Consider the following 20,943-nt stretch of genomic DNA (forward strand, 5'->3'; position numbering starts at 1 on the left):
GCCCGGACCGGAACGGGCGCGGACGCAACGAGAAGTTGACGCGGACCGATCACGAGACAGCGAGCGCGGGGGCGTCGACGCCGCCCGCCACGACACAGAATTCCCGCCACCCGAAAGGGTGCGAGTGGGGCCGAGGAGTGCACCAGTCCATGGTGGAGCAGAACAACGACAACACGACCAACGACGAGAACGCGCCGAAGCGCCGGAGCCGCCTGTTCGGCGGTCGCCGCGCCCGGTCGTCCGGCCAGGAGGCCCGTGGGGGCGCCGAGCAGGCACCCCACGCCGACGAGACCCTCGCGCTGACGGGCGGCGCTGACGCCCGTCCCGCGGCCAGCGTCGCGTCGGCCGGTTCGCCGGACTCTCCCGGTTCGCCGGACTCGCCCGACTCCCCGGCATCGCCGGCGTCGCCCGTCGAGCCGACCGACACCGGGGCGGTCTCCGTCGCGGTCGAGGCGGTCGCCGACAGCGGTGCCGAGCCGCACGACGTGAGCACGCTGACCGGCGACCTGCCGGTCGTGACGGGCGACCGGTCGGCCACCGCGACCGACGGGGCGGACGCGGACCGCGCCTCCCGTCCGGCCGACGCCGCACCGACGGCCGAGGTGAGCGGCGACGCCGCACCCGCCGACGAGCCGTTCGTGCCGAAGGCCACGAGCACGCTCAGCCTGATCTTCCACGCGCCGGTGCTGCCGGAGCTGCCGCAGCGCGCGCCCCGGTTCGAGCGCGATCGTGACCGCGACCGCGACCGCGACCACGACCGCGACGAGGACGACCGCTACGACCGCGAGGACCGCTTCGACCGCGACCGCGACGACCGCGACGACCAGGGCGGCTCGCGCCGTCGCTCGCGTCGCCGTGGTTCGAGCGCCGACCGCGAGGCCCGCGAGCCGCGCGATCACCAGGAGCCGCGCCGCCGCGAGCCGGAGCTCATCACCGAGCCGCAGCGCATCAAGGGCTCGACCCGACTCGAGGCGAAGAAGCAGCGCCGTCGTGACGGCCGCGATGCCGGACGCCGCCGTCAGGTGGTCAGCGAGGACGAGTTCCTCGCTCGCCGCGAGAGCGTCGACCGCCAGATGATCGTCCGCTCCAGCTCGTCGACGATCGAGATCGGCGTGCTCGAGGACGGCATCCTCGCCGAGCACTACATCACCAAGTCCGAGAACGTGTCGCTCATTGGCAACGTCTACCTCGGCAAGGTGCAGAACGTCCTGCCCTCGATGGAGGCGGCGTTCGTCGACATCGGTCGCGGTCGCAACGCCGTGCTCTACGCCGGTGAGGTCGACTGGAACTCCGTCGAGACCGGCAACCACGGTCGCCGCATCGAAGCAGCGCTCAAGCCGGGCGACAAGGTCCTCGTGCAGGTCACGAAGGACCCGGTCGGCCACAAGGGTGCCCGCCTCACCAGCCAGATCTCGCTGCCGGGTCGCTACCTGGTCTACGTGCCGAACGGCTCGATGAACGGGATCTCGCGCAAGCTGCCGGACACCGAGCGTGCCCGACTGAAGAAGATCCTGAAGGAGGTCCTGCCGGAGCACGCGGGCGTCATCGTGCGCACCGCTGCCGAGGGCGCGACCGAGGAGCAGCTCACCCGCGACGTGCAGCGCCTGACCAGCCAGTGGGAGGCCATCCAGAAGAAGGTCGCCGGTGGCCACGCCCCGGTCATGCTGCACTCCGAGCCGGACCTGCTCATCAAGATCGTGCGTGACGTCTTCAACGAGGACTTCACGAAGCTGATCATCGACGGCGAGGCCGCCGGTGGCACCATCGACGAGTACCTGTCGGCCGTCGCCCCGGACCTCAAGGACCGCGTCGTCCGCTACGAGGGCCCGGACTCCTTCGAGGAGTTCCGCCTCAACGAGCAGATCGACAAGGCGCTCGACCGCAAGGTCTGGCTGCCCTCCGGTGGCTCGCTCGTCATCGACCGCACCGAGGCCATGACGGTCGTCGACGTCAACACCGGCAAGTTCGTCGGCTCCGGCGGCAACCTCGAAGAGACGGTCACGAAGAACAACCTCGAGGCCGCCGAGGAGCTCGTCCGCCAGCTCCGCCTGCGCGACATCGGCGGCATCATCGTCGTCGACTTCATCGACATGGTGCTCGAGGAGAACCGCGACCTCGTGCTCCGCCGCCTGGTCGAGTGCCTGAGCCGCGACCGCACGAAGCACCAGGTCGCCGAGATCACCTCGCTCGGCCTCGTGCAGATGACCCGCAAGAAGATCGGTGTCGGCCTGCGCGAGTCCCTCGACGAGGTCAACGCCAAGATCAACGACAACAACGCCGACCCGGGCCCGAGCAAGGGCCGTCGCAAGGGCCGCGGCGGGAACGGCAACGAGAACGGCCGATCCGACAACGGCAACGGCAACGGCGGCAAGGGGAACTCCGGTTCCTCGGGGCAGTCGAACGGTGCCTCCGGCCAGGCGCACCAGATCACCGACGACGTGAAGAACGCGCTGTCGCGGATCGCCGCATCGACCCTGTCGCACGACGAGCAGGAGGCCGCAGCGGCTGCCGTGACCGCGACGGAGGCCACGGCACCGTCGTCGGCCGACGCGTCGACCGGCCCGGACAGCACGGGTGGCGAGCAGCCGACCGGTTCGAAGCGTCGTCGCCGTGGCCGTGGCGGCCGCGGGGCAGAGCAGCAGAGCGGAGACCAGCAGAGCGGCGACCAGCAGGCCGCTGCCGACGCTCGGGCCACCGATGCACCGCAGGCACCCGCTGCCGAGCAGTCGGACGCGCCGGGGTCGTCGGTCACCGCTGAGCCCGCCGTGATCGTCGAGTCCGAGGCTCGCGCGCCGAAGGTCGCTGCTCCGGCCGTCACCGAGCCCGCAGCCGCACCGAAGGCGAAGGCCCCGGCCCGCCGTCGCGTGAGCTCGAGCGCCACCGTGACGCCGACCGACAACACCGTGGCGATCCTGGACATCCCGATCGCCGCGGCGCCCAAGCGCGAGCCCCGCGCGGTCGCCCCGGACGCCGAGTCCCTGCTCGACTCGGTGCTCCAGGCGCTCCCGGAGCCGAAGCAGCCCGGACAGGGGCGCTCGCGCTCCCGCCGGGTCTCGTCGCCGAGCATCAGCGCTCCCGCCACGCCGACGGAGGAGTCGACCGACGACGCCGACGGCTCCGACGGCGCAGTGATCCTGGGGAACTGACGTGACGAACCCGGGCGACCCGCAGCAGCAGCGTGGGTACTACGGTGCGGGCTGGTCCCAGCCCGCACCGCCCGGCCCGGGTGCCCAGCAGCCCGGCGGCCCGGTGCCGCCGCAGCAGGGCGGTGTGCCGCAGTACGGGCGTCAGCCCGGTGCCGGCGCGCCGTACGCCCCGCCGCGGCCGCCCCGTGCCCCGGCCGACCCCCGCCGGGCCTTCGCGCCCGGCGCCTCGGTGACGAACACGGCCGGTGCGCTCATCGCCGTGGTGGCCCTGGTGCTCGTCGAGTTCGTGTCCGGGCTCTTCGGGCTGCTCGGCACCTCGCTCGTGGTCAGTCCGTTCCGGCACTACGGCGCCGGCACGAGCCTGCTCGGCAGCTTCACGACCGGGGTCTTCGTGGCTCCGTTCCCGTACTACGTCGGCGCGTTCCTGGCCCTGGCGTTCCTGACGCCGATCGACCGCCGCAGCCCGCTGCCGAGGCTCCTGCTCCGCGTGGTGCTCGCCGGCGCCGCGGGCACGGTGGCCCTGATGCTCGTCGGGGTCTTCACCGGCTCGTTCGGAGCGGCCACCGCCGGCGGTTCCCAGCTCGTCATCGACGTGCTCACACGACCGCTGCAGAACGGTCTGCCGTTCACCGTGATGCTCCTGGCGACCGCCACGGCGGCTTGGCTCTGGCTCGGTCGGCCGCGCCGCGGACGAGGCACGTCGACGACCCCGGGGATGCCGGGGACCGTCCGACCCGCCGACGCGGTCCCGCCCTCGACGATCCAGCCGCAGGCACCACAGCAGCCACAGCAGCAGCCGCCGGCACCGTACGGGCAGGGGCGCGTGCAGCCCGACCCCCACGGCCAGTACGGCGGCCAGTACGGCGCCGGGCCACGCCCAGACCAGCAGCAGCCCCCGGCGAACCCCTGGGGCGGTCCAGCGCCCCGCTGAGCCCGTTCGCGCGGCCCTGCGAGCCGGCGGCGCACCGTGGGCGGTGCCGGGCGGGGCGGGCCAGCACCGCGCCTCCCGGGCGTCCGGACGGTCGGTCAGAGACCGCGCTTGTCCCGCTGCGCCACGCGCAGCCCACTGCGGATCAACCGCAGCACGAGCTCGCGTCCGGTCACGGCCGAGGCGCCAGCGGCCACCAGTTCGTCGTACCGCGAGAGCGGGACGTCGTAGTGGTCGTGGTCGAACGCACGGCGCGGCACACCGGCCCGCGCAGCGAACGCGTGGAGTTCCGCGTAGGATTCATCACTGACGAGGTGCGACCACAGTGTGTCGTGGGCGGGCCACGTCGGTGGGTCGATCAACACGGTCACCGTGCAATCGTACGGGTGTCGCCGTTTGACCGGACCCAGGGTGATCGAGTATTCTCGGTCCCTGGTGTCAGCGGGCCGTTCTGCCTGCGTCGCCGATCGGGCCCGGCCTTCCGGGAGCCGCTCGTGCAGAAGTGGGCACCCGAGACTTCCCTCAAGCAGAGTTACGTAAGGATTTCCACGTGGTTTACGCAGTAGTGCGCGCCGGCGGCCGTCAGGAGAAGGTCGAGGTCGGCACCATCCTGACCATCGACCGTGCCAAGGCGGACGACAAGGGCAACATCGACCTCGCCCCCGTGCTCCTCGTGGACGGTGACAAGATCACGTCGGCGGCTTCCGAGCTCGCGAACGTGACCGTCACCGCCGAGGTGCTCGACGACCTCCGTGGTCCCAAGGTCATCATCCAGAAGTTCAAGAACAAGACCGGGTACAAGAAGCGCCAGGGTTTCCGCGCTGAGCTGACCCGCGTCAAGATCACCAAGATCGCGTAAGGGAGTCAACTCATGGCACACAAGAAGGGTGCGAGTTCCACTCGCAACGGTCGTGACTCGAACGCACAGCGCCTCGGCGTGAAGCGCTTCGGTGGCGAGGTCGTCAACGCCGGCGAGATCATCGTCCGCCAGCGCGGCACGCACTTCCACCCGGGCGCCAACGTCGGCCGCGGTGGCGACGACACGCTGTTCGCCCTCTCGTCCGGTTCGGTCGAGTTCGGCACCAAGGGTGGCCGCAAGGTCATCAACATCGTCAACGCGTAGTCGTTCGAACGACTGCAGCTGGAGGGGCGGGCCGAGTGCCCGCCCCTCCTTCGCTTTTCCCGCCGACGATCCCGTCGGCACAACGAAACACCTGGAGTGGACCCATGGCGACCTTCGTCGACCGCGTGACCCTGCACCTCAGCGCGGGGCACGGCGGCAACGGCTGCGTGTCGGTCCGCCGTGAGAAGTTCAAGCCCCTCGCCGGGCCCGACGGCGGCAACGGCGGTGACGGCGGCGACATCGTGCTCGTGGCCGACCCGCAGGTGACGACGCTGCTCGGCTACCACCGTTCGCCGCACCGCTCGTCGAAGAACGGGCAGCCCGGCATGGGTGACCACCGCAGCGGTGTCAGCGGCGAGGTCCTCGAGCTCCCGATGCCCGTCGGCACCGTGGTGTACGACGAGTCCGGCGAGGTCATCGCCGACCTCACCGAGCCCGGCATGCGCGTCGTCGTGGCCCCCGGTGGACAGGGCGGCCTCGGCAACGCGGCGCTCTCCACGACGAAGCGCAAGGCCCCTGGCTTCGCGCTGCTCGGCACCGAGGGCTGGGCGGGGGACATCAGCCTCGAGCTGAAGACCATCGCCGACGTGGCCCTGGTCGGGTTCCCGAGCGCCGGCAAGTCCTCGCTGATCGCGGCCGTCTCCGCCGCCAAGCCGAAGATCGCGGACTACCCGTTCACGACCCTCACCCCGAACCTCGGCGTCGTCGAGTCCGGTGACACCCGCTTCACCGTCGCCGACGTCCCCGGTCTGATCGAGGGCGCGTCCGAGGGCAAGGGCCTGGGGCTCGAGTTCCTGCGCCACGTCGAGCGGTGCGAGGCGCTGCTCCACGTCATCGACTGCGCCACGCTCGACCCGGGCCGCGACCCGATCAGCGACCTCGACGTCATCCTCGGCGAGCTCGATCGCTACCCGGTCCCCGAGGGCCAGGTGCCGCTGCTCGAGCGCCCGCAGCTCATCGCCCTGAACAAGATCGACGTGCCCGAGGCGCAGGAGCTGGCCGAGTTCGTCACCGCCGAGCTCGAGGGCCGCGGCTACCGCGTCTTCTCGATCTCCACGGCGTCCCGCAAGGGGCTCCGCGAGCTGACGTTCGCCCTCGCCGACATCGTCGAGCAGGCCCGCGCCGCCCGTGCGGCCGAGCCGGTCCCGGAGCGCATCGTGCTCCGCCCCCGCTCGGTCAACGAGAAGCCGTTCACCGTGCGCGCCGAGGGCGGCGAGGAGCACCGCTTCTACCGCGTCCGCGGCGCCAAGCCGGAGCGCTGGGTCCAGCAGACCGACTTCACGAACGAAGAGGCGATCGGCTACCTGGCCGACCGGCTCGCGAAGCTCGGCGTCGAGGACGGCCTGTTCAAGGCCGGAGCCGTCGCCGGCTCCACCGTCGTCATCGGTGGCGACGGCGGCATGGTGTTCGACTGGGAGCCCACGCTCACGTCGACCGCGGAGCTCATCACGAGCGCCCGTGGCACCGACGCCCGCATCGGTGCGACGTCGCGTCCGACCCGCAACGAGCGGCGCGAGGAGTACTTCGAGCGGATGGACGCCAAGGCGGCCGCCCGTGCCGAGCTCGAGCAGGAGCGCGTCTCCGGGCTCTGGGTGGACGACGAGGTGGTGACCAGCGACCAGCTCGGCACCGGCGACCAGTTCGACGCCGACCAGGTCGAGACCAGCGACCAGAAGGACTGACCGCGGCATGACCGACACGACCGCCCGCACCGACCTCGGACCCGTCACACGGCGCGAGGACATCCCGCGTGCGCGGCGGATCGTGGTCAAGGTCGGCTCGTCCTCGGTCAGCGGTGACGCCGCCGGCCAGATCGGCCCCCTGGTGGACGCGCTGGCCGCCGCCTACGGCCGGGGGACCGAGGTCGTGCTCGTGTCGTCCGGTGCGATCGCGACCGGGTTCCCGTTCCTCGGACTCGAGGGCCGGCCGGACGACCTCGCCACGCAGCAGGCGGCGGCCGCCACCGGGCAGAACGTCCTGATGTTCCGGTACCAGAAGGAACTCGACCGGCACGGTGTCGTCGCGGCGCAGATCCTGCTCACCGCCGGTGACCTGCAGAACCCCACGCACCGGGTGAACGCCCAGCGCGCCATCGACCGCTTGCTCGCCCTGCGCGTGCTCCCGATCGTGAACGAGAACGACACCGTCGCCACGCACGAGATCCGCTTCGGCGACAACGACCGGCTCGCGGCCCTGGTGGCCCGGCTGCTCGGAGCCGATGCCCTCGTGCTGCTGTCCGACGTCGAGGCGCTCTACACGGCACCCCCGGAGCAGCCCGGCGCGACCCGCATCGACGAGGTGCCGTTCGGCGACGAGCTCGCCGGGGTCACCTTCGGCTCGATCGGCACCGCCGGCGTCGGCACCGGGGGAGCGGGGACCAAGGTCGCCGCCGCGCGACTCGCGGCCGAGGCGGGCACCGCGGTGCTCGTGACCGACACGGCGCTGGTCGACCGCGCGCTGGCGGGCGAACACCTCGGTACCTGGTTCCACGCCGCGCCGCGTCCCTGACGCAGTCCGCAGTGCGCCGCGCCCCGTCGCGCCGGCGGCAGCGAGCGGTCACGACTCCCCGTCGGGACGGCGCCGACTGGTCGGAGGCCGTCGGTGGGGGCGTCGCGGAGCGACGGTCTGTGACCGCTCGCGTGGCGCAGGACGACGTGTCGTGACCGGTCGGCGGGGTGGACGCGACCGCCTGGAGGCCCGGTGCGGGTCCGGAGACCGGTGCCGGGCCTCCAGGCGGTCACGACTCCCCGTCGGGACGCCGTCGAACGGTCGGGAACCGTCGGTATGGGCGGCGCGGAGCGACGATCTGTGACCGCTCGGCAGGCGGGTGACGACGTGTCGTGCCCGCTGGAGCGGCGGACCGGGCCTGGAGGCACGGCGAGCGTCCGGCAAGCCCGTCACGAACCGAGGGGCGGACCTACAATCGGTCCATGTCGTCGATCGCGCCCGCCCCGACCCTCACCGACAAGCTCGTGGCGGCACGGGCCGCCTCGTCGGCGCTCGCGACCGCGACGACCGCCGTCAAGGACGCCGCCCTCGGTGCGATCGCCTCGGCGGTGCGTGCCGCGACCGACGAGATCGTCGCCGCGAACCACGACGACCTGGTCGCCGGCGAGGACGGCGGGCTCTCGTCCGGGCTGCTCGACCGGTTGCGACTCGACCCCGTCCGGATCGAGGCCCTCGCCGCCGCGGTCGAACACGTCGTCGGGCTGACCGACCCCGTGGGGGAGCACGTGCGCGGGTCGCAGCTGCCGAACGGACTCCAGCTCACCCAGGTGCGCGTGCCGTTCGGTGTCGTCGGGGCCATCTACGAGGCACGCCCGAACGTCACCGTCGACATCGCCTCGCTCGCGCTCAAGTCGGGCAACGCCGTCGTGCTCCGCGGAGGGTCGGCGGCCCAGCACACGAACGCCGTGCTCGTCGCTCGGATCCAGGACGCGGTCGAGTCGGTGGGGCTGCCCCGCGACCTGGTGCAGACCATCGACGAGTTCGGCCGCGCCGGTGCCACCGAGCTCATGCGGGCACGTGGCCTGGTCGACGTGCTGATCCCGCGGGGGAGCGCCGCGCTCATCCAGACCGTCGTCACCGAGTCGCAGGTGCCGGTCATCGAGACCGGTGCGGGCGTCGTGCACGTGTTCCTCGACGCGTCCGCACCCGAGCAGCGTGCGGTCGACATCGTCCTGAACAGCAAGGTGCAGCGGCCGAGCGTGTGCAACGCCCTCGAGACCCTCCTGGTGCACGAGGCCGCGGCCGAACGGCTCCTGCCGCTGCTGGCCGACCGGCTGCGGGCGTCCGGTGTCACGCTGCGCGGTGACGACGCCACGCGGGCGATCGTGCCCGGGGTGCTCCGCGCCACCGACGACGACTGGGCGACCGAGTCGATGGACCTCGACCTGTCGATCCGCGTCGTGCCCGACGTCGATGCGGCGATGGCACACATCGCCCGGTGGTCGACGCACCACACGGAGTCGATCGTGACGAACGACGTCGACACCGCCGAACGGTTCCTGGCGACCGTCGACTCGGCGGTCGTGATGGTGAACGCCTCCACCCGGTTCACCGACGGCGGCGAGTTCGGTTTCGGTGCCGAGGTCGGCATCTCGACGCAGAAGCTGCACGCGCGCGGTCCGATGGGCCTGCCGGAGCTCACGAGCACGAAGTGGATCGTGCGCGGGTCCGGGCAGATCCGCGGCTAGACTGAACGGCGTCTTTCCCCGACCGAACGGAGCACGAACGATGACCCTCCTCGCAGAAGCTGCTGAGCACGCCTCCGGGGCGCCCGCGTTCGTGTTCCCTATGGTCGGCGCCCTCTTCTTCATCTTCCTCGGCTTCGTGACCTGGAGCTTCCGCGACGTGGCCTACCGCCACTCCCAGAAGTTCGAGGCCACCCGCCACCACGAGACGGGTGTCGACGAGTTCGGTCACACCAAGATCTGACCGACCACTCGATGCTCGAGACCACCGGACGGCCACGCATCGGCGTGATGGGTGGCACGTTCGACCCCATCCACCACGGGCACCTGGTCGCGGCGTCCGAGGTGGCGCGGGCGTTCGACCTCGACGAGGTCGTCTTCGTCCCCACCGGACAGCCGTACATGAAGTCCGACGTCACCGACGCCGAGCACCGGTACCTGATGACCGTGATCGCCACCGCGTCGAATCCGATGTTCACCGTCAGCCGCGTGGACATCGACCGCCCGGGGCCGACGTACACCGTCGACACCCTGCGGGACCTGCACGAACAACGACCGGATGCCCAGCTCGTCTTCATCTCGGGCGCAGACGCCGTTCAGCAGATCGTCGACTGGAAAGACCATGATGGTCTCTGGGACCTCGCGCACTTCGTGGCCGTGACGCGTCCGGGACACGCCTTGAGCCTCACCGGATTGCCCGAGCGGGACGTAAGCTTGCTTGAAGTCCCTGCACTGGCCATATCCTCGACGGATTGCCGTGACCGGGTTCGACGGGGGTTCCCCGTCTGGTACTTGGTTCCCGACGGTGTCGTCCAGTACATCTCCAAGCACCATCTGTATCGGAGCGTTGCATGAGTTCGTCCGACGCGCAGCCGCCCCTGTCGCGGCGCCAGGCGCGCGAGCGGGAGCGTGCCGCCGCGGCCGGTTCGCAGCCCGCGACGCCGCCCCCGACCGTCGCCGCACCCGCCGCCGAGACCCCCGAGTCCCGTCGCCGTCCGGGGTCGCACGTCGCCCCGGCCCCCGGTGGCCCCGCCCAGTCGTCCGCGCCGGCATCGGCGCAGACCGACCCCGGATCCGCCGCGTCCGTCCCGGTGTCGGCACCCGCGGGCGGTGTGCCGCCGTTCCCGCCGGCCTCCGCGACCGAGATCGTCCCCGGCAGCGGTGGGCTCACCCGTCGGCAGATCCGTCAGCTCCGTGCCGCCGAGCGCCAGGCGGTCCTGCCGGTCCCGCTGCAGAACCCCACGCCCCAGTCGTCCGACCGCACCGTCGAGGACGTCCTCGGGTCGGTGGACACGATCGACCCCTCCGCCGCGCCGCAGAGCGCTCTGGACGCCGAGGCCGCGCACGACGAGCAGCCCGCTGCCCCGACGGTCCTCGACCAGGCCGCGGTCGCCCAGGCCACCGAGGCCGACGGGTCCCCGGACGCGCTCGAGCCCCTCGACGAGGCCGCCGCGCACGCCGAGGAGCCCCGCCGCCACCGGTCGACGTGGTCGCCGCCCGCCGACGTCACCGAGTCCGACGCGTCCGCGACCGACGTCCCCGAGTCCGATGCGCCGGAGACCGGCGCCCCGGCTTCCGACGCCCTTGCGGAGGAGACGACCGACGCCCTTGCGGAGGAGACGACCGACGTCGCACCGGCGGACGAGTCGTCCGAGGACGCTCCGGCCCGGTCTGCCGACGACGCTCCCGCTGCCGGGTCGCAGGCCGCCGTCACGCCGGTGCCGATCCCGACGAACGCCGCAGCAGCGACCCCCGCGGTGTTCCCGCTCTCGCTCGACGCCGAGGACGACGACACCAACGAGGTGCCGCTGCCGGAGCCCGCGACCGAGGCCCCGAAGGTCCCCGCCGCGTTCCAGCGCCCGACCGAGCCGAAGCCGGTGACCACGGCCTTCGCGCCGCCCGCCGGCCACTGGTCGCAGCAGGCGCACGACTCGAACGACTCCGAGGTGCACGACGCCGAGACGGGCACCCGCCGCGTCGCGGTGACGAACACGAACGCGATCATCCTGCCGAACTCGGCCCTGGCCGACCCCACCGGGGCGCTCAACGCGACGGGCGAGGTGATCCTGACCGGATCGATCGACCTGCCGGCGTCGCTGTCGTCGACGGGGTCGCACCGGCCGATCGACGGCGCCGAGGTCGACCGCCTGCTCGAGCAGCAGGACGAGCAGCCCGAGACCGACGCCAGCCCGGTGCGGGCCAGCCGCGCGGTGTCCAGCCACACCTCGACCCGTCAGGTCGTGCTCGCCGCCGCCAAGCCGAAGGAGTCGCGCACGCCGCTGATCCTCGGTGTGACGGTCGGTGCGGTCGGGCTGGCCGCGGCCGGCGTCATCATCACCGCACTGCTCACCACCCACGCGTTCGGCGGCTGACCGCTGCCGTCCTCGACGTCCGTTCTCCACCACCCCGCCGACCCTGGCCTGGCCGCTGTCGGCGGGGTGGCTTATGATCGTGACCCATCAAGCGAACCGGCTGTCCGTCGGTTCGACGACCGGAAGGAATCCGTGACCGCCTCCACTCGCGCACTGGAACTCGTGCAGGCCGCAGCACTCGCGGCCGACGCCAAGCAGGCCGAGGACCTCGTCGCTCTCGACGTGACCGGGCCGTTGCAGCTCACGGACGTGTTCCTGCTCGCAACCGGTCGGAACGAGCGCAACGTGCAGTCCATCGCCGATGCCGTCGAGGAACGCCTCCTCGAGCTCGGTGCCAAGACGCTCCGCCGCGAAGGCCGTACCGAGGGCCGCTGGGTCCTCATCGACTTCGGCGAGATCATCGTGCACGTCTTCCACGACGAAGACCGCCAGTACTACTCGCTCGAGCGTCTCTGGGCCGACTGCCCGACGATCCCGCTCGAGCTCCCGGTGGACCACACCGCCTGATCAGCGACGCGCCCGGGTGACGGCTTCGATTTCGTTGCCCGGCGTTCGCATGGTGTACGCTTCTATGGTGCCTCCGGGGAACCGGTTGGTACGGAAGCAGCACGATCTGGGTCTGTGGCGCAGCTGGTAGCGCACCTGCATGGCATGCAGGGGGTCAGGGGTTCGAGTCCCCTCAGATCCACCCTCAACCCCGTCGTTCCTCGGAACGGCGGGGTTTTTCGTGCACCCGGCGGGCCTCGGCGGCCCGATACGCTGAGCGCATGAGCAACGACGCGCCGCTGTCCGGGTCCCCGCTGACGATCGCCTCCGCCGGGTACACGGCCGACATCGCCACCGTCGGAGCGACACTGCGGACCCTGCGGCACGAGGGCCGAGACCTGGTCGTCCCGTTCGACGCCGACGAGGTCCGTCCGGTCTTCCGCGGTGCCGTCCTGGCCCCGTGGCCGAACCGGATCGTCGACGGCGAGTACTCCTTCGGCGGCGTCGACCACGAGCTGGCCCTCACCGAGCCCGCACGGCACCACGCCCTGCACGGACTCGTCGCGTGGGCGGACTTCCGCGTGCAGGAGCAGGCGGACGACCGCGTGGTGCTCGCCACGACCGTCCAGGCACAGCAGGGCTACCCGTACCGCGTCGAGGTCACCGTGGAGTACCGGCTCGACGCCGAGGGGCTGCACACGACGATCACCGGGACGAACACCGGGGCCGAGGACGCACCGTGGGGGACCGGCCCGCACCCGTACCTCGTCGCGGGTACCGGCACCGTCGACGACTGGACCCTGACGCTCCCCGCCGCCCAGGTGCTCGAGGTGACGCCGGACCGGCTCATCCCGACCGACCTGGTCCCCGTGCACGACGAGTTCGACCTGCGCACGCCCACGCTGATCGGCGACCGGTTCATCGACCACGCCTTCACCGGCTTCGACCGTGATGCCGCCGGCCTCGCCACCATCGCGGTCACGGCGGCGGACGGTCGCGGGGTCCGTGCGGCCTTCGGGCCGGAGTGCGGCTGGGCCCAGGTGCACACCGCCGACCACGTCGTCCCCGAGTACCACCGCGCCGGTCTCGCCGTCGAGCCGATGACGTGCGCCCCCGACGCCTTCAACGACGGCGAGGACCGTGGCCTCGTGGTGCTCGTGTCCGGTGCCTCGCACGCCGCCGCATGGACGATCGCCGCGATCTGAGCACCCCCGACCCCGGCGTCCGCGTCGAGGTCCGCCGACTCGACCCGGTCCCCGACCTCGCGGCCCTGGCGGCGCAGGTCGCCGGAGACCTGGTGTGGCTCGACTCCGGCCTGCCCGACGGTGCTCCCGCCACGGCTCGGCCCCGGGCGCGCTTCTCCGTGCTGGCGTGGACGGACGGGCCGTTCGCCGCCCGGTTCCGGCACCAGGACCGTCGCGCGCACCTGACGGTCGCCGCGCCCGCCGAGGGGTGGTTCGGGCCCGCCCGGTCCGAGGAGCGTCCGGCCTTCGCGGTGCTGGCTGACCTGCTCCGACGCACGCCCCGCCTGCCCGAGCCGGTCGTCGGGTGCGGGTTCGCGCTGGGCTGGGTCGGGTTCCTCGGCTACGAGCTCGGCCGCGAGTCCGGCGGCCCGGACCGCACCGCCGACGGGCACGCCGACGCCGACCTGCGGTTCGTCGACCGAGCCGTCGTCGTCGACCACACCGGTGGCGCCTGGGTGCTCGCGCTCGTCGCCGACGCGGAACCGGCGGCCAGTGCGCGGAACCGCGCGTGGCTCGAGGAGGTGCCCACCCCCGCGACGTCGGTCGGCGTCGTGGACGCGGCCGCGGGCCTCCCGGCCGGGGTGTCCACGGCGACCGGGCGCGTCACGCGCGCCGCCTACGAGCGGGCGGTCGACGCGTGCCGCGCGGAGATCCGCGAGGGGAACGCGTTCCAGGTCTGCCTCACCACCGCCTTCGCGGTCGGACTGGAGGCCCGTGGCGGCCCCGGTACGGACCCGCACCTGGGCGAGTACCTGCGGATGCGGGCGGCCGACCCGGTGCCGTTCGGCGCGTTCCTGCGGCTCGGCCCGCTGCGCGTGGCGAGCCGGTCACCGGAGCGGTTCCTGCGGATCGACGCTGCCGGAGCGGTGCTCGCGGAGCCGATCAAGGGCACGCGGCGGCGGCTCGCCGACGCGGTGGCGGACGCGGCTGCGCGGGACGACCTGGCGGCGAGCCCGAAGGACCGAGCCGAGAACGTGATGATCGTCGACCTGCTGCGGAACGACCTGCTGCGGACCGCGGTGCCCGGGTCGGTGCACGTCGAGCGGCTGTGTGCCGTCGAGACGTACGCCAGCGTGCACCAGCTGGTCTCGACGATCGGGGCGCTGCTGCCGCCGGGGACGTCGCGGGCCGACGTGGTGCACGCGGCGTTCCCGCCGGGGTCGATGACCGGCGCGCCGAAGAGCAGTGCCACGGCGATCGCGGACCGGCTCGAGGGGGCGCCGCGCGGGGTGTACTCGGGCGCGATCGGGTACTTCTCGGCGAGCGGGGCGGTCGACCTGTCGGTGGCGATCCGTAGCCTCGTGACCGTGCTCGACGAGTCGGGGGCGGTGCGATCCCGGACCCTCGGAGCCGGGGGAGCGGTGACCTGGTCGTCGGTGCCCGCGGACGAGGCGGACGAGGTCGAGACCAAGACGCGGTCGGTGCTCGGCGGAGTCGGGGCGGTCGCCAGCTGGTGAGCTGCTGCCCTGATCCGAACACGTGTTCGACCAGGACTATCCACGGATGTCGGACGCGATTGACATCATCGAACACATGTTCGAATATGAGGGCATGCAGACGGCGGCGGCACTCCGGTCGCCCACCCCGGACCGGGGCGGGCGGAGCGGTGCTGCACGCGGCGGCAGCGGTGCGGGCGGTGGCGGTGCGCGCCGTGGGCCGGACCACCTGAGCGATGCCCGGGCCGCGCTCGACCGCATCACGTCCCTGCGGTCGCGGGTGGCCGACATGGAGTCCACCCGGGTCGACACCGCCGGGCTGCCCACGGCCCCGGCGCTCGAACCCCTGCTGCCCGGTGGCGCGATCCGGGTCGGTGGCACCTACGCCGTCCCCGAGTCGGTGCTGCTCGCGATCACGATGCTGCAGGCGGCCTCGGCGGCCGGGGCGTGGTGTGCGGTCGTCGGGGTGCCGTCCTTCGGGATCGAAGCCGCCGCCGCCGCGGGGATCGACCTCGAACGGCTCGTGCTCGTCCCCGATCCGGGTGACCAGTGGCTCGCCGTGACGGCGGCGATGGCCGACGTCGCTCAGATCGTCCTCACCCGACCGCTCGGCCGGGTCGTGCCGGGCGACGTGGCACGGCTGTCGGCCCGCCTGCGACAGCGCGGTGGCGCACTCGTCGCGCTCGGCTCCTGGCCCGGGGCGGACGTCACGCTGCGGGTCACGTCCTCGACGTGGAGCGGCATCGGTCAGGGCCACGGCCACCTGACGGAGCGCCGGGCCACCGTGACCGCGACCGGGCGTGCCGGCGCGGTGCGTCCGGCGACCGCCGAGCTGCTCCTGCCCGCGGCCGACGGTGCGGTCCGGGCCGCCACAGCGGTGCCGACGGTGGGCTCCGGGGACACCCGCGTCCTGCGGCCCGTGGCGGTGGCGTCGTGATCGCCTCCGGGCGCGTCCGGACCGACGCGATCACGCGTGGGGCGGCACTGCCCGAACCACCCCCGACCCGGACGATCGTGCTCTGGTGCCCGGACTGGCCGGTCATCGCGGCGGCTCGGGCCGGTGGCACCCCGCCGGAGCAGCCCCTCGCCCTGACCGCGAAGGGGCTCGTGTTCGCGAGCTCTGCGTCCGCGCGTGAGCAGGGTGTCGTGCGGGGGCTCCGCGTGCGTGAGGCGCAGGCGCGGTGCCCCGAGCTCCTCGTGCAGCCCTACGACGACGCCCTCGACCACCGCGCCTTCGAGCCCGTCATCCGTGCGGTCGAGGCGGCGGTCCCCGGGGTCGAGGTGCTGCGGCCGGGCACCCTCGCGCTCCGCGCCCGCGGGCCGGCCCGGTACTACGGCGGTGAGCGCGCGGCGGCGGCGACCCTCGCCGGCATCGCCGCCGACCACGGCGCCCCCGCGGTGCGGGCCGGGGTGGCCGACACCCCGTTCGCGGCGGACCAGGCCGCCCGGGCCCGTCCGGTGCGTCCCGGCGAACGGGTGCGGCTCGTGCCCGTCGGGGGATCGGCGGACTTCCTCGCGCACCTGCCGCTCGGCGTGCTCGGCGACCCCGACCTCACGACGGTGCTCGACCGGCTCGGCATCACCACGCTCGGCGACTTCGCGGCACTCGGCGACGAACAGGTGCGGGACCGCTTCGGCGTGGCCGGGGCGTTCCTGCACCGGTTGGCCGGGGGCCGCGACCCCCGCGAGATCGCGGCGCGTGAGATCCCGCCGGAACTCCGGGTCGAGGCGTCGTTCGAGCCCCCGCTGGACCGTGCCGACCAGATCGCGTTCGCGTTCCGGCGTTCCGCCGACGACTTCGCCGAGCGACTCCGGGCCGCGGGGCTCGTGGCGACGACCATCCGCGTGGGGATCGTCGACGAGCGCGACATCCTGCTCGAACGGACCTGGGCGCACCCGCGCTGGTTCGACGCCGCCGACGTGGTCGACCGGGTGCGGTGGCAGCTCGCCGGCGGGGTGGACCCCAGCGGGCTCGAGGCGCCGGTCACCTCGGTCGTGCTCGAGCCGGTCGCCGTCGACGACATGGCGAACCACGAGCGCGGGCTGTGGGGCTCCGGCCCGGACGAGCGCGTGCACCACGGCCTCGCCCGGATCCAGGGCATGGTCGGCCACGACGGTGTGGTGAGTCCGCGCATCGGTGGGGGCCGCACCCTGTCCGAGCGCGTGGTGCTCGTGCCGTGGGGCGACGCACCCGCCGGCGGTGAGCGAGCCCTGGCGACCGTCCGCGACCGCCCGTGGCCCGGCAAGCTGCCTGGCCCGCCCCCCGCCACCGTGCTCGAGCGCCCCCGACCGGTCGACGTCGTCGCCGCCGGCGGTGCGAGCGTCGACGTCGACGAGCGCGGCGTGCTGTCCGGCGCACCCGACCGGTTCCGTGCCGAGGGCGACCGGGGCGGCGGGTTCTCCGCCGTGACGGCATGGGCGGGTCCGTGGCCGCTCGTCGTCCGGTGGTGGGAGTCCGGCGGCCGACGCCTGCACCGGCTGCAGCTCGTCGACGCCGAGGGGCGTGCCTGGTACCTGGTGCTGGCGGACCACCGCTGGTGGGCAGAGGCGATCGCGACGTGACCCCGACCACCACCACCGACAGGAGCGTGACCTGATGGGCTACAGCAACCCACCCATCCCGTGGTCGCAGTTCGAGCGCGCGCTGTCCGACAAGCGGAGCCCGGGCACGGCGCACGACGGCGACGGCGGCGACAGCCCGGCATGGTCGCGGAAGCGCGAGCCGTACGTCCCGTCGCCGCTCGACACCGGCGGCGGGCCCGTGGTGCCGTACGCCGAACTGCACGCACATTCGGCCTTCAGCTTCCTCGACGGCGCCAGCCAACCCGAGCACCTGTTCGAAGAAGCCGCTCGGCTCCGACTGCACGCCCTCGCGCTCACCGACCACGACGGCTTCTACGGGGCCGCACGGATGGCCGAGGTCGCCGAGTCGTACCCGCAGGTCGGCACCGTGTTCGGCACTGAGCTGTCTCTGGGACTGACCGAACCGCAGAACGGTGTGCCCGACCCCGAGGGCTCGCACCTGCTCCTGCTCGCCGACGGCCAGGACGGCTACCACCGGCTCGCCGGCGCGGTGACGAGCGCACACCTCGCCGCCGGGTCCGAGAAGGGCAGCCCGCAGTACGACCTCGACGACCTCGCCGCGCGGGCGGACGGGCACTGGCGGGTCCTCACCGGCTGCCGCAAGGGCTCCGTACGGCAGGCCCTCGAGCAGGGTGGCGAGTCGGCCGCCGAGACCGCGCTCCGGGTGCTGCTCGACCGGTTCGGCAGCCGCAACGTCGTCGTGGAGCTGCTCGACCACGGCGACCCGCTCGACAGCGCCCGCAACGACGCCCTGGCCACCCTCGCCGCGAAGCACGCGCTGCCCCTGGTCGCCACCGGCAACGTGCACTACGCCACCCCCGACCGGTTCCCGGTGGCGACCGCGCTGGCGGCGGTGCGCGCCCGCCGCAGCCTCGACGAGATCGACGGCTGGCTGCCGGCCGCCGACACCGCCCACCTGCGCTCCGGCGCCGAGATGGCCAGACGGTTCGGGCGCTACCCCGGCGCGATCGAGGGGACCGTGGAGCTCGCCGACGAGCTCGGGTTCCGGCTGAAGACCGTGCAGCCCGGGCTGCCCGACCTCGACGTCCCGGACGGGCACACCGCGATGTCGTGGCTCCGCGAGCTCACGTGGACGGGTGCCCGGCGGTTCTACCCCGGCAGCGCCGACGGCGTCGACCCCCGCAAGCGGGAGCGCATCGAGCGTGAGCTGTCCGTGATCGAGGAGAAGAACTTCCCGGGGTACTTCCTGATCGTGCGCGACATGGTGCAGTACGCCCGCGGTCGGGGCATCCTCTGCCAGGGGCGGGGCTCGGCGGCGAACTCGGCGGTCTGCTACCTGCTCGAGATCACCGCGGTGGACTCGATCCGGTACGGGCTGCCGTTCGAGCGGTTCCTGTCGGCGATGCGCGACGAGGAACCCGACATCGACGTCGACTTCGACTCGGACCGACGCGAAGAGGTGATCCAGTACGTGTACGCCAAGTACGGCCGGCACAACGCCGCCCAGGTCGCGAACGTCATCACCTACCGCCCCAAGGGCGCGGTGCGCGACATGGCGAAGGCGCTCGGCCACAGCCCCGGGCAGCAGGACGCCTGGTCGAAGCAGGTCGAGCGGTGGGGGTCGGTGACCGAGAGCCAGGACCACGACATCCCGCCGGCGGTCGTCGGGCTCGCGAGCGACGTCCTCGGGTTCCCGCGGCACCTCGGCATCCACTCCGGCGGCATGGTGCTGACCGACCGCCCGGTGGGCGAGGTCGTGCCGATCGAGCACGCCCGGATGGACGGCCGCACCGTGCTGCAGTGGGACAAGGACGACTGCGCCTACATGGGGCTCGTGAAGTTCGACATGCTCGGGCTCGGCATGCTCGCGGCCCTGCAGTACTCGTTCGACCTGGCGGCAGAGCACTGCGGGGAGCGCTGGGAGATGCACTCCATCCCGAAGGAGGAACAGGGGGTCTACGACCAGCTCTGCCGCGCGGACACGATCGGGGTGTTCCAGGTGGAGTCCCGCGCGCAGATGGGCACCCTGCCCCGACTGCTCCCGCGGCGGTTCTACGACCTGGTGATCGAGGTCGCACTCGTCCGACCCGGGCCGATCCAGGGCGGCGCGGTGCACCCGTACATCCGCCGGCGCACGGGCGAGGAACCGATCACCTACATGCACCCGGCGCTCGAACCCGTGCTCGAACGCACCCTCGGGGTCCCGCTGTTCCAGGAACAGCTGATGCAGATGGCGATCGCGGTCGGCAACTGCTCCGGTGACGACGCCGACCTGCTGCGACGGGCGATGGGGTCGAAGCGCGGGCACGAGAAGATCGACCGGCTGCGCGACAAGCTCTACACGGGGATGGCGGACAACGGCATCCACGGTGCAGATGCCGACGCGATCTACGCGAAGATCCAGGCGTTCGCGAACTTCGGCTTCGCGGAGAGCCACTCGATCAGCTTCGCCCTCATCGTCTACGCGAGTGCGTGGATGCGGCTGCACTACCCGGGGGCGTTCCTGGCGGCACTGCTCCGGGCGCAGCCGATGGGGTTCTACTCACCGCAGACCCTGGTCGCCGACGCCCGGCGGCACGGCGTCCGCGTACTGCGACCGGACATCCTGCGGTCCGGGGTCGACGCCACGCTCGAACCGCTGCCGGACGGGGACGCCCCTGCCGGTGACGACGCGTGCCTGGCCACCGAGCAGCCACCGGTGCTGCCCTTCGACAAGGCGCTCCCCGACGACACCGCGAGCCACCGACGCGACGGGGCCTTCGCCGTGCGGCTCGGGCTCGCCGAGGTCGCGTCGCTCAGCCGGAAGAGCGCCGAGAAGATCGTCGCGGAGCGGGACGCCAACGGTCCCTTCCGCGACATGTCGGACCTGGCCCGGCGGGTCGGGCTCACCACGCCGCAGCTCGAGGCCCTCGCCGCCGCCGACGCCTTCGCCCCGTTCGACATCGACCGCCGCGGTGCGATGTGGTCGGCTGCCCAGGCGGCCGCCGAGCGTCCGGACCAGTTGCCGGACACGCAGGTGTTCGTGCAGCCGCCGCTGTTCGGGCAGATGACGAGCGGGGACGTGCTCATCGCCGACATGTGGTCGACGGGCATGACGACCGACGACCACCCCGTCCGGCACGTGCGCGACCGGCTCGCAGCCCGCCGGGTGCTCAGCGTGCAGGACACCGCGACCGCCGAGACCGGACGACGGGTCGAGGTCGGCGGGATCGTGACGCACCGACAGCGTCCGGCGACGGCCTCCGGCATCACGTTCCTGAACGTCGAGGACGAGACCGGGCTGGTCAACGTCATCTGCAGCGTCGGGGTCTGGGGGCGCTTCCGCCGGGTGGCGCGGGAGTCCCCGGCGGTGATCGTCCGGGGCATCCTCGAGCGCTCGCCCGACGGGGTGGTCAACCTGGTGGCGGACCGCATCGAGCACCTGTCGCTGTCCGTCCGCACCCGCTCGCGGGACTTCCAGTGAGCGGTCGT

At 72.8% G+C, this 20,943-nt stretch carries 17 protein-coding genes and 1 tRNA gene; 17 read left to right on the top strand and 1 reads right to left on the bottom strand.

What is annotated here, in order from left to right; genetic code table 11:
* Positions 1-149 precede the first annotated feature (149 nt).
* Both DEJ01_RS04330 and DEJ01_RS04340 read left to right on the top strand, forming a co-directional pair.
* The gene (locus tag DEJ01_RS04330; protein ID WP_181438352.1) at positions 150-3,146 is read left to right on the top strand and encodes an Rne/Rng family ribonuclease; all 2,997 of its coding nucleotides are present in this window, start codon (positions 150-152) and stop codon (positions 3,144-3,146) included.
* Between the two features lies 1 nt (position 3,147).
* Complete coding sequence (locus DEJ01_RS04340) at positions 3,148-4,077, top strand: hypothetical protein (protein ID WP_111092298.1); 930 nt, start codon at positions 3,148-3,150, stop codon at positions 4,075-4,077.
* Positions 4,078-4,172: 95 nt separating this feature from the next.
* On the opposite strand, the gene DEJ01_RS04345 is transcribed toward DEJ01_RS04340, so the two are convergent.
* Positions 4,173-4,445, bottom strand: a complete 273-nt coding sequence (locus tag DEJ01_RS04345; RefSeq protein ID WP_071405560.1) for a DUF4031 domain-containing protein — start codon at positions 4,443-4,445, stop codon at positions 4,173-4,175.
* A gap of 179 nt (positions 4,446-4,624) precedes the next feature.
* On the opposite strand from DEJ01_RS04345, the gene rplU reads away from it, so the two are divergent.
* The 15 genes from rplU (at position 4,625) to DEJ01_RS04420 (ending at position 20,935) form a co-directional block, all read left to right on the top strand.
* A complete protein-coding gene (gene rplU / locus DEJ01_RS04350; RefSeq protein WP_027464715.1) occupies positions 4,625-4,933 on the top strand; it encodes a 50S ribosomal protein L21 in 309 nt (102 codons plus the stop codon).
* 12 nt (positions 4,934-4,945) lie between these two features.
* The gene (gene rpmA / locus DEJ01_RS04355; protein ID WP_017885976.1) at positions 4,946-5,197 is read left to right on the top strand and encodes a 50S ribosomal protein L27; all 252 of its coding nucleotides are present in this window, start codon (positions 4,946-4,948) and stop codon (positions 5,195-5,197) included.
* 104 nt (positions 5,198-5,301) lie between these two features.
* On the top strand, positions 5,302-6,879 hold the full coding sequence (obgE, locus tag DEJ01_RS04360) for a GTPase ObgE (RefSeq protein WP_111092299.1): 1,578 nt from the start codon (positions 5,302-5,304) through the stop codon (positions 6,877-6,879).
* Positions 6,880-6,886: 7 nt separating this feature from the next.
* A complete protein-coding gene (gene proB / locus DEJ01_RS04365) occupies positions 6,887-7,705 on the top strand; it encodes a glutamate 5-kinase (protein WP_217499638.1) in 819 nt (272 codons plus the stop codon).
* 422 nt (positions 7,706-8,127) lie between these two features.
* On the top strand, positions 8,128-9,393 hold the full coding sequence (locus tag DEJ01_RS04370; protein WP_071405563.1) for a glutamate-5-semialdehyde dehydrogenase: 1,266 nt from the start codon (positions 8,128-8,130) through the stop codon (positions 9,391-9,393).
* Between the two features lie 40 nt (positions 9,394-9,433).
* Positions 9,434-9,634 carry a hypothetical protein gene (locus tag DEJ01_RS04375; RefSeq protein WP_035807661.1) on the top strand — a complete coding sequence of 67 codons (201 nt, stop codon included), beginning with the start codon at positions 9,434-9,436 and terminating at the stop codon, positions 9,632-9,634.
* Between the two features lie 11 nt (positions 9,635-9,645).
* Positions 9,646-10,245 carry a nicotinate-nucleotide adenylyltransferase gene (gene nadD / locus DEJ01_RS04380; RefSeq protein WP_027464719.1) on the top strand — a complete coding sequence of 200 codons (600 nt, stop codon included), beginning with the start codon at positions 9,646-9,648 and terminating at the stop codon, positions 10,243-10,245.
* A complete protein-coding gene (locus DEJ01_RS04385; RefSeq protein ID WP_111092300.1) occupies positions 10,242-11,762 on the top strand; it encodes a hypothetical protein in 1,521 nt (506 codons plus the stop codon). Before nadD ends, DEJ01_RS04385 begins: the two co-directional genes overlap by 4 nt.
* A gap of 132 nt (positions 11,763-11,894) precedes the next feature.
* Positions 11,895-12,269, top strand: coding sequence for a ribosome silencing factor (rsfS, locus tag DEJ01_RS04390; protein WP_027464721.1), 375 nt, complete (start codon positions 11,895-11,897; stop codon positions 12,267-12,269).
* A gap of 108 nt (positions 12,270-12,377) precedes the next feature.
* Positions 12,378-12,450 (top strand) — tRNA-Ala (locus tag DEJ01_RS04395).
* Positions 12,451-12,529: 79 nt separating this feature from the next.
* Positions 12,530-13,453: an aldose 1-epimerase family protein gene (locus DEJ01_RS04400; protein WP_111092301.1), complete on the top strand. Its 924-nt coding sequence runs from the start codon at positions 12,530-12,532 to the stop codon at positions 13,451-13,453.
* Positions 13,432-14,949, top strand: a complete 1,518-nt coding sequence (locus tag DEJ01_RS04405; RefSeq protein ID WP_111092302.1) for an anthranilate synthase component I family protein — start codon at positions 13,432-13,434, stop codon at positions 14,947-14,949. Before DEJ01_RS04400 ends, DEJ01_RS04405 begins: the two co-directional genes overlap by 22 nt.
* A gap of 76 nt (positions 14,950-15,025) precedes the next feature.
* Positions 15,026-15,865, top strand: a complete 840-nt coding sequence (locus DEJ01_RS04410; RefSeq protein ID WP_181438353.1) for a hypothetical protein — start codon at positions 15,026-15,028, stop codon at positions 15,863-15,865.
* On the top strand, positions 15,862-17,490 hold the full coding sequence (locus DEJ01_RS04415) for a DNA polymerase Y family protein (protein WP_111030520.1): 1,629 nt from the start codon (positions 15,862-15,864) through the stop codon (positions 17,488-17,490). The genes DEJ01_RS04410 and DEJ01_RS04415 overlap by 4 nt, the downstream gene beginning before the upstream one ends.
* Before the next feature lie 34 nt (positions 17,491-17,524).
* Positions 17,525-20,935, top strand: a complete 3,411-nt coding sequence (locus DEJ01_RS04420; protein WP_111092303.1) for an error-prone DNA polymerase — start codon at positions 17,525-17,527, stop codon at positions 20,933-20,935.
* Positions 20,936-20,943 lie beyond the last annotated feature (8 nt).

The organism is Curtobacterium sp. MCLR17_040, from assembly GCF_003234735.1.
GTDB lineage: Bacteria > Actinomycetota > Actinomycetes > Actinomycetales > Microbacteriaceae > Curtobacterium > Curtobacterium flaccumfaciens.

Coding starts and splice junctions, on each gene's coding strand:
- proB (WP_217499638.1), top strand. CDS start 6,887: ATGACCGACACGACCGCCCGCACCGACCTCGGACCCGTCACACGGCGC.
- DEJ01_RS04420 (WP_111092303.1), top strand. CDS start 17,525: ATGGGCTACAGCAACCCACCCATCCCGTGGTCGCAGTTCGAGCGCGCG.
- DEJ01_RS04405 (WP_111092302.1), top strand. CDS start 13,432: ATGGACGATCGCCGCGATCTGAGCACCCCCGACCCCGGCGTCCGCGTC.
- DEJ01_RS04375 (WP_035807661.1), top strand. CDS start 9,434: ATGACCCTCCTCGCAGAAGCTGCTGAGCACGCCTCCGGGGCGCCCGCG.
- obgE (WP_111092299.1), top strand. CDS start 5,302: ATGGCGACCTTCGTCGACCGCGTGACCCTGCACCTCAGCGCGGGGCAC.
- DEJ01_RS04410 (WP_181438353.1), top strand. CDS start 15,026: ATGTTCGAATATGAGGGCATGCAGACGGCGGCGGCACTCCGGTCGCCC.
- DEJ01_RS04385 (WP_111092300.1), top strand. CDS start 10,242: ATGAGTTCGTCCGACGCGCAGCCGCCCCTGTCGCGGCGCCAGGCGCGC.
- DEJ01_RS04330 (WP_181438352.1), top strand. CDS start 150: ATGGTGGAGCAGAACAACGACAACACGACCAACGACGAGAACGCGCCG.
- DEJ01_RS04400 (WP_111092301.1), top strand. CDS start 12,530: ATGAGCAACGACGCGCCGCTGTCCGGGTCCCCGCTGACGATCGCCTCC.
- nadD (WP_027464719.1), top strand. CDS start 9,646: ATGCTCGAGACCACCGGACGGCCACGCATCGGCGTGATGGGTGGCACG.
- rpmA (WP_017885976.1), top strand. CDS start 4,946: ATGGCACACAAGAAGGGTGCGAGTTCCACTCGCAACGGTCGTGACTCG.
- DEJ01_RS04370 (WP_071405563.1), top strand. CDS start 8,128: ATGTCGTCGATCGCGCCCGCCCCGACCCTCACCGACAAGCTCGTGGCG.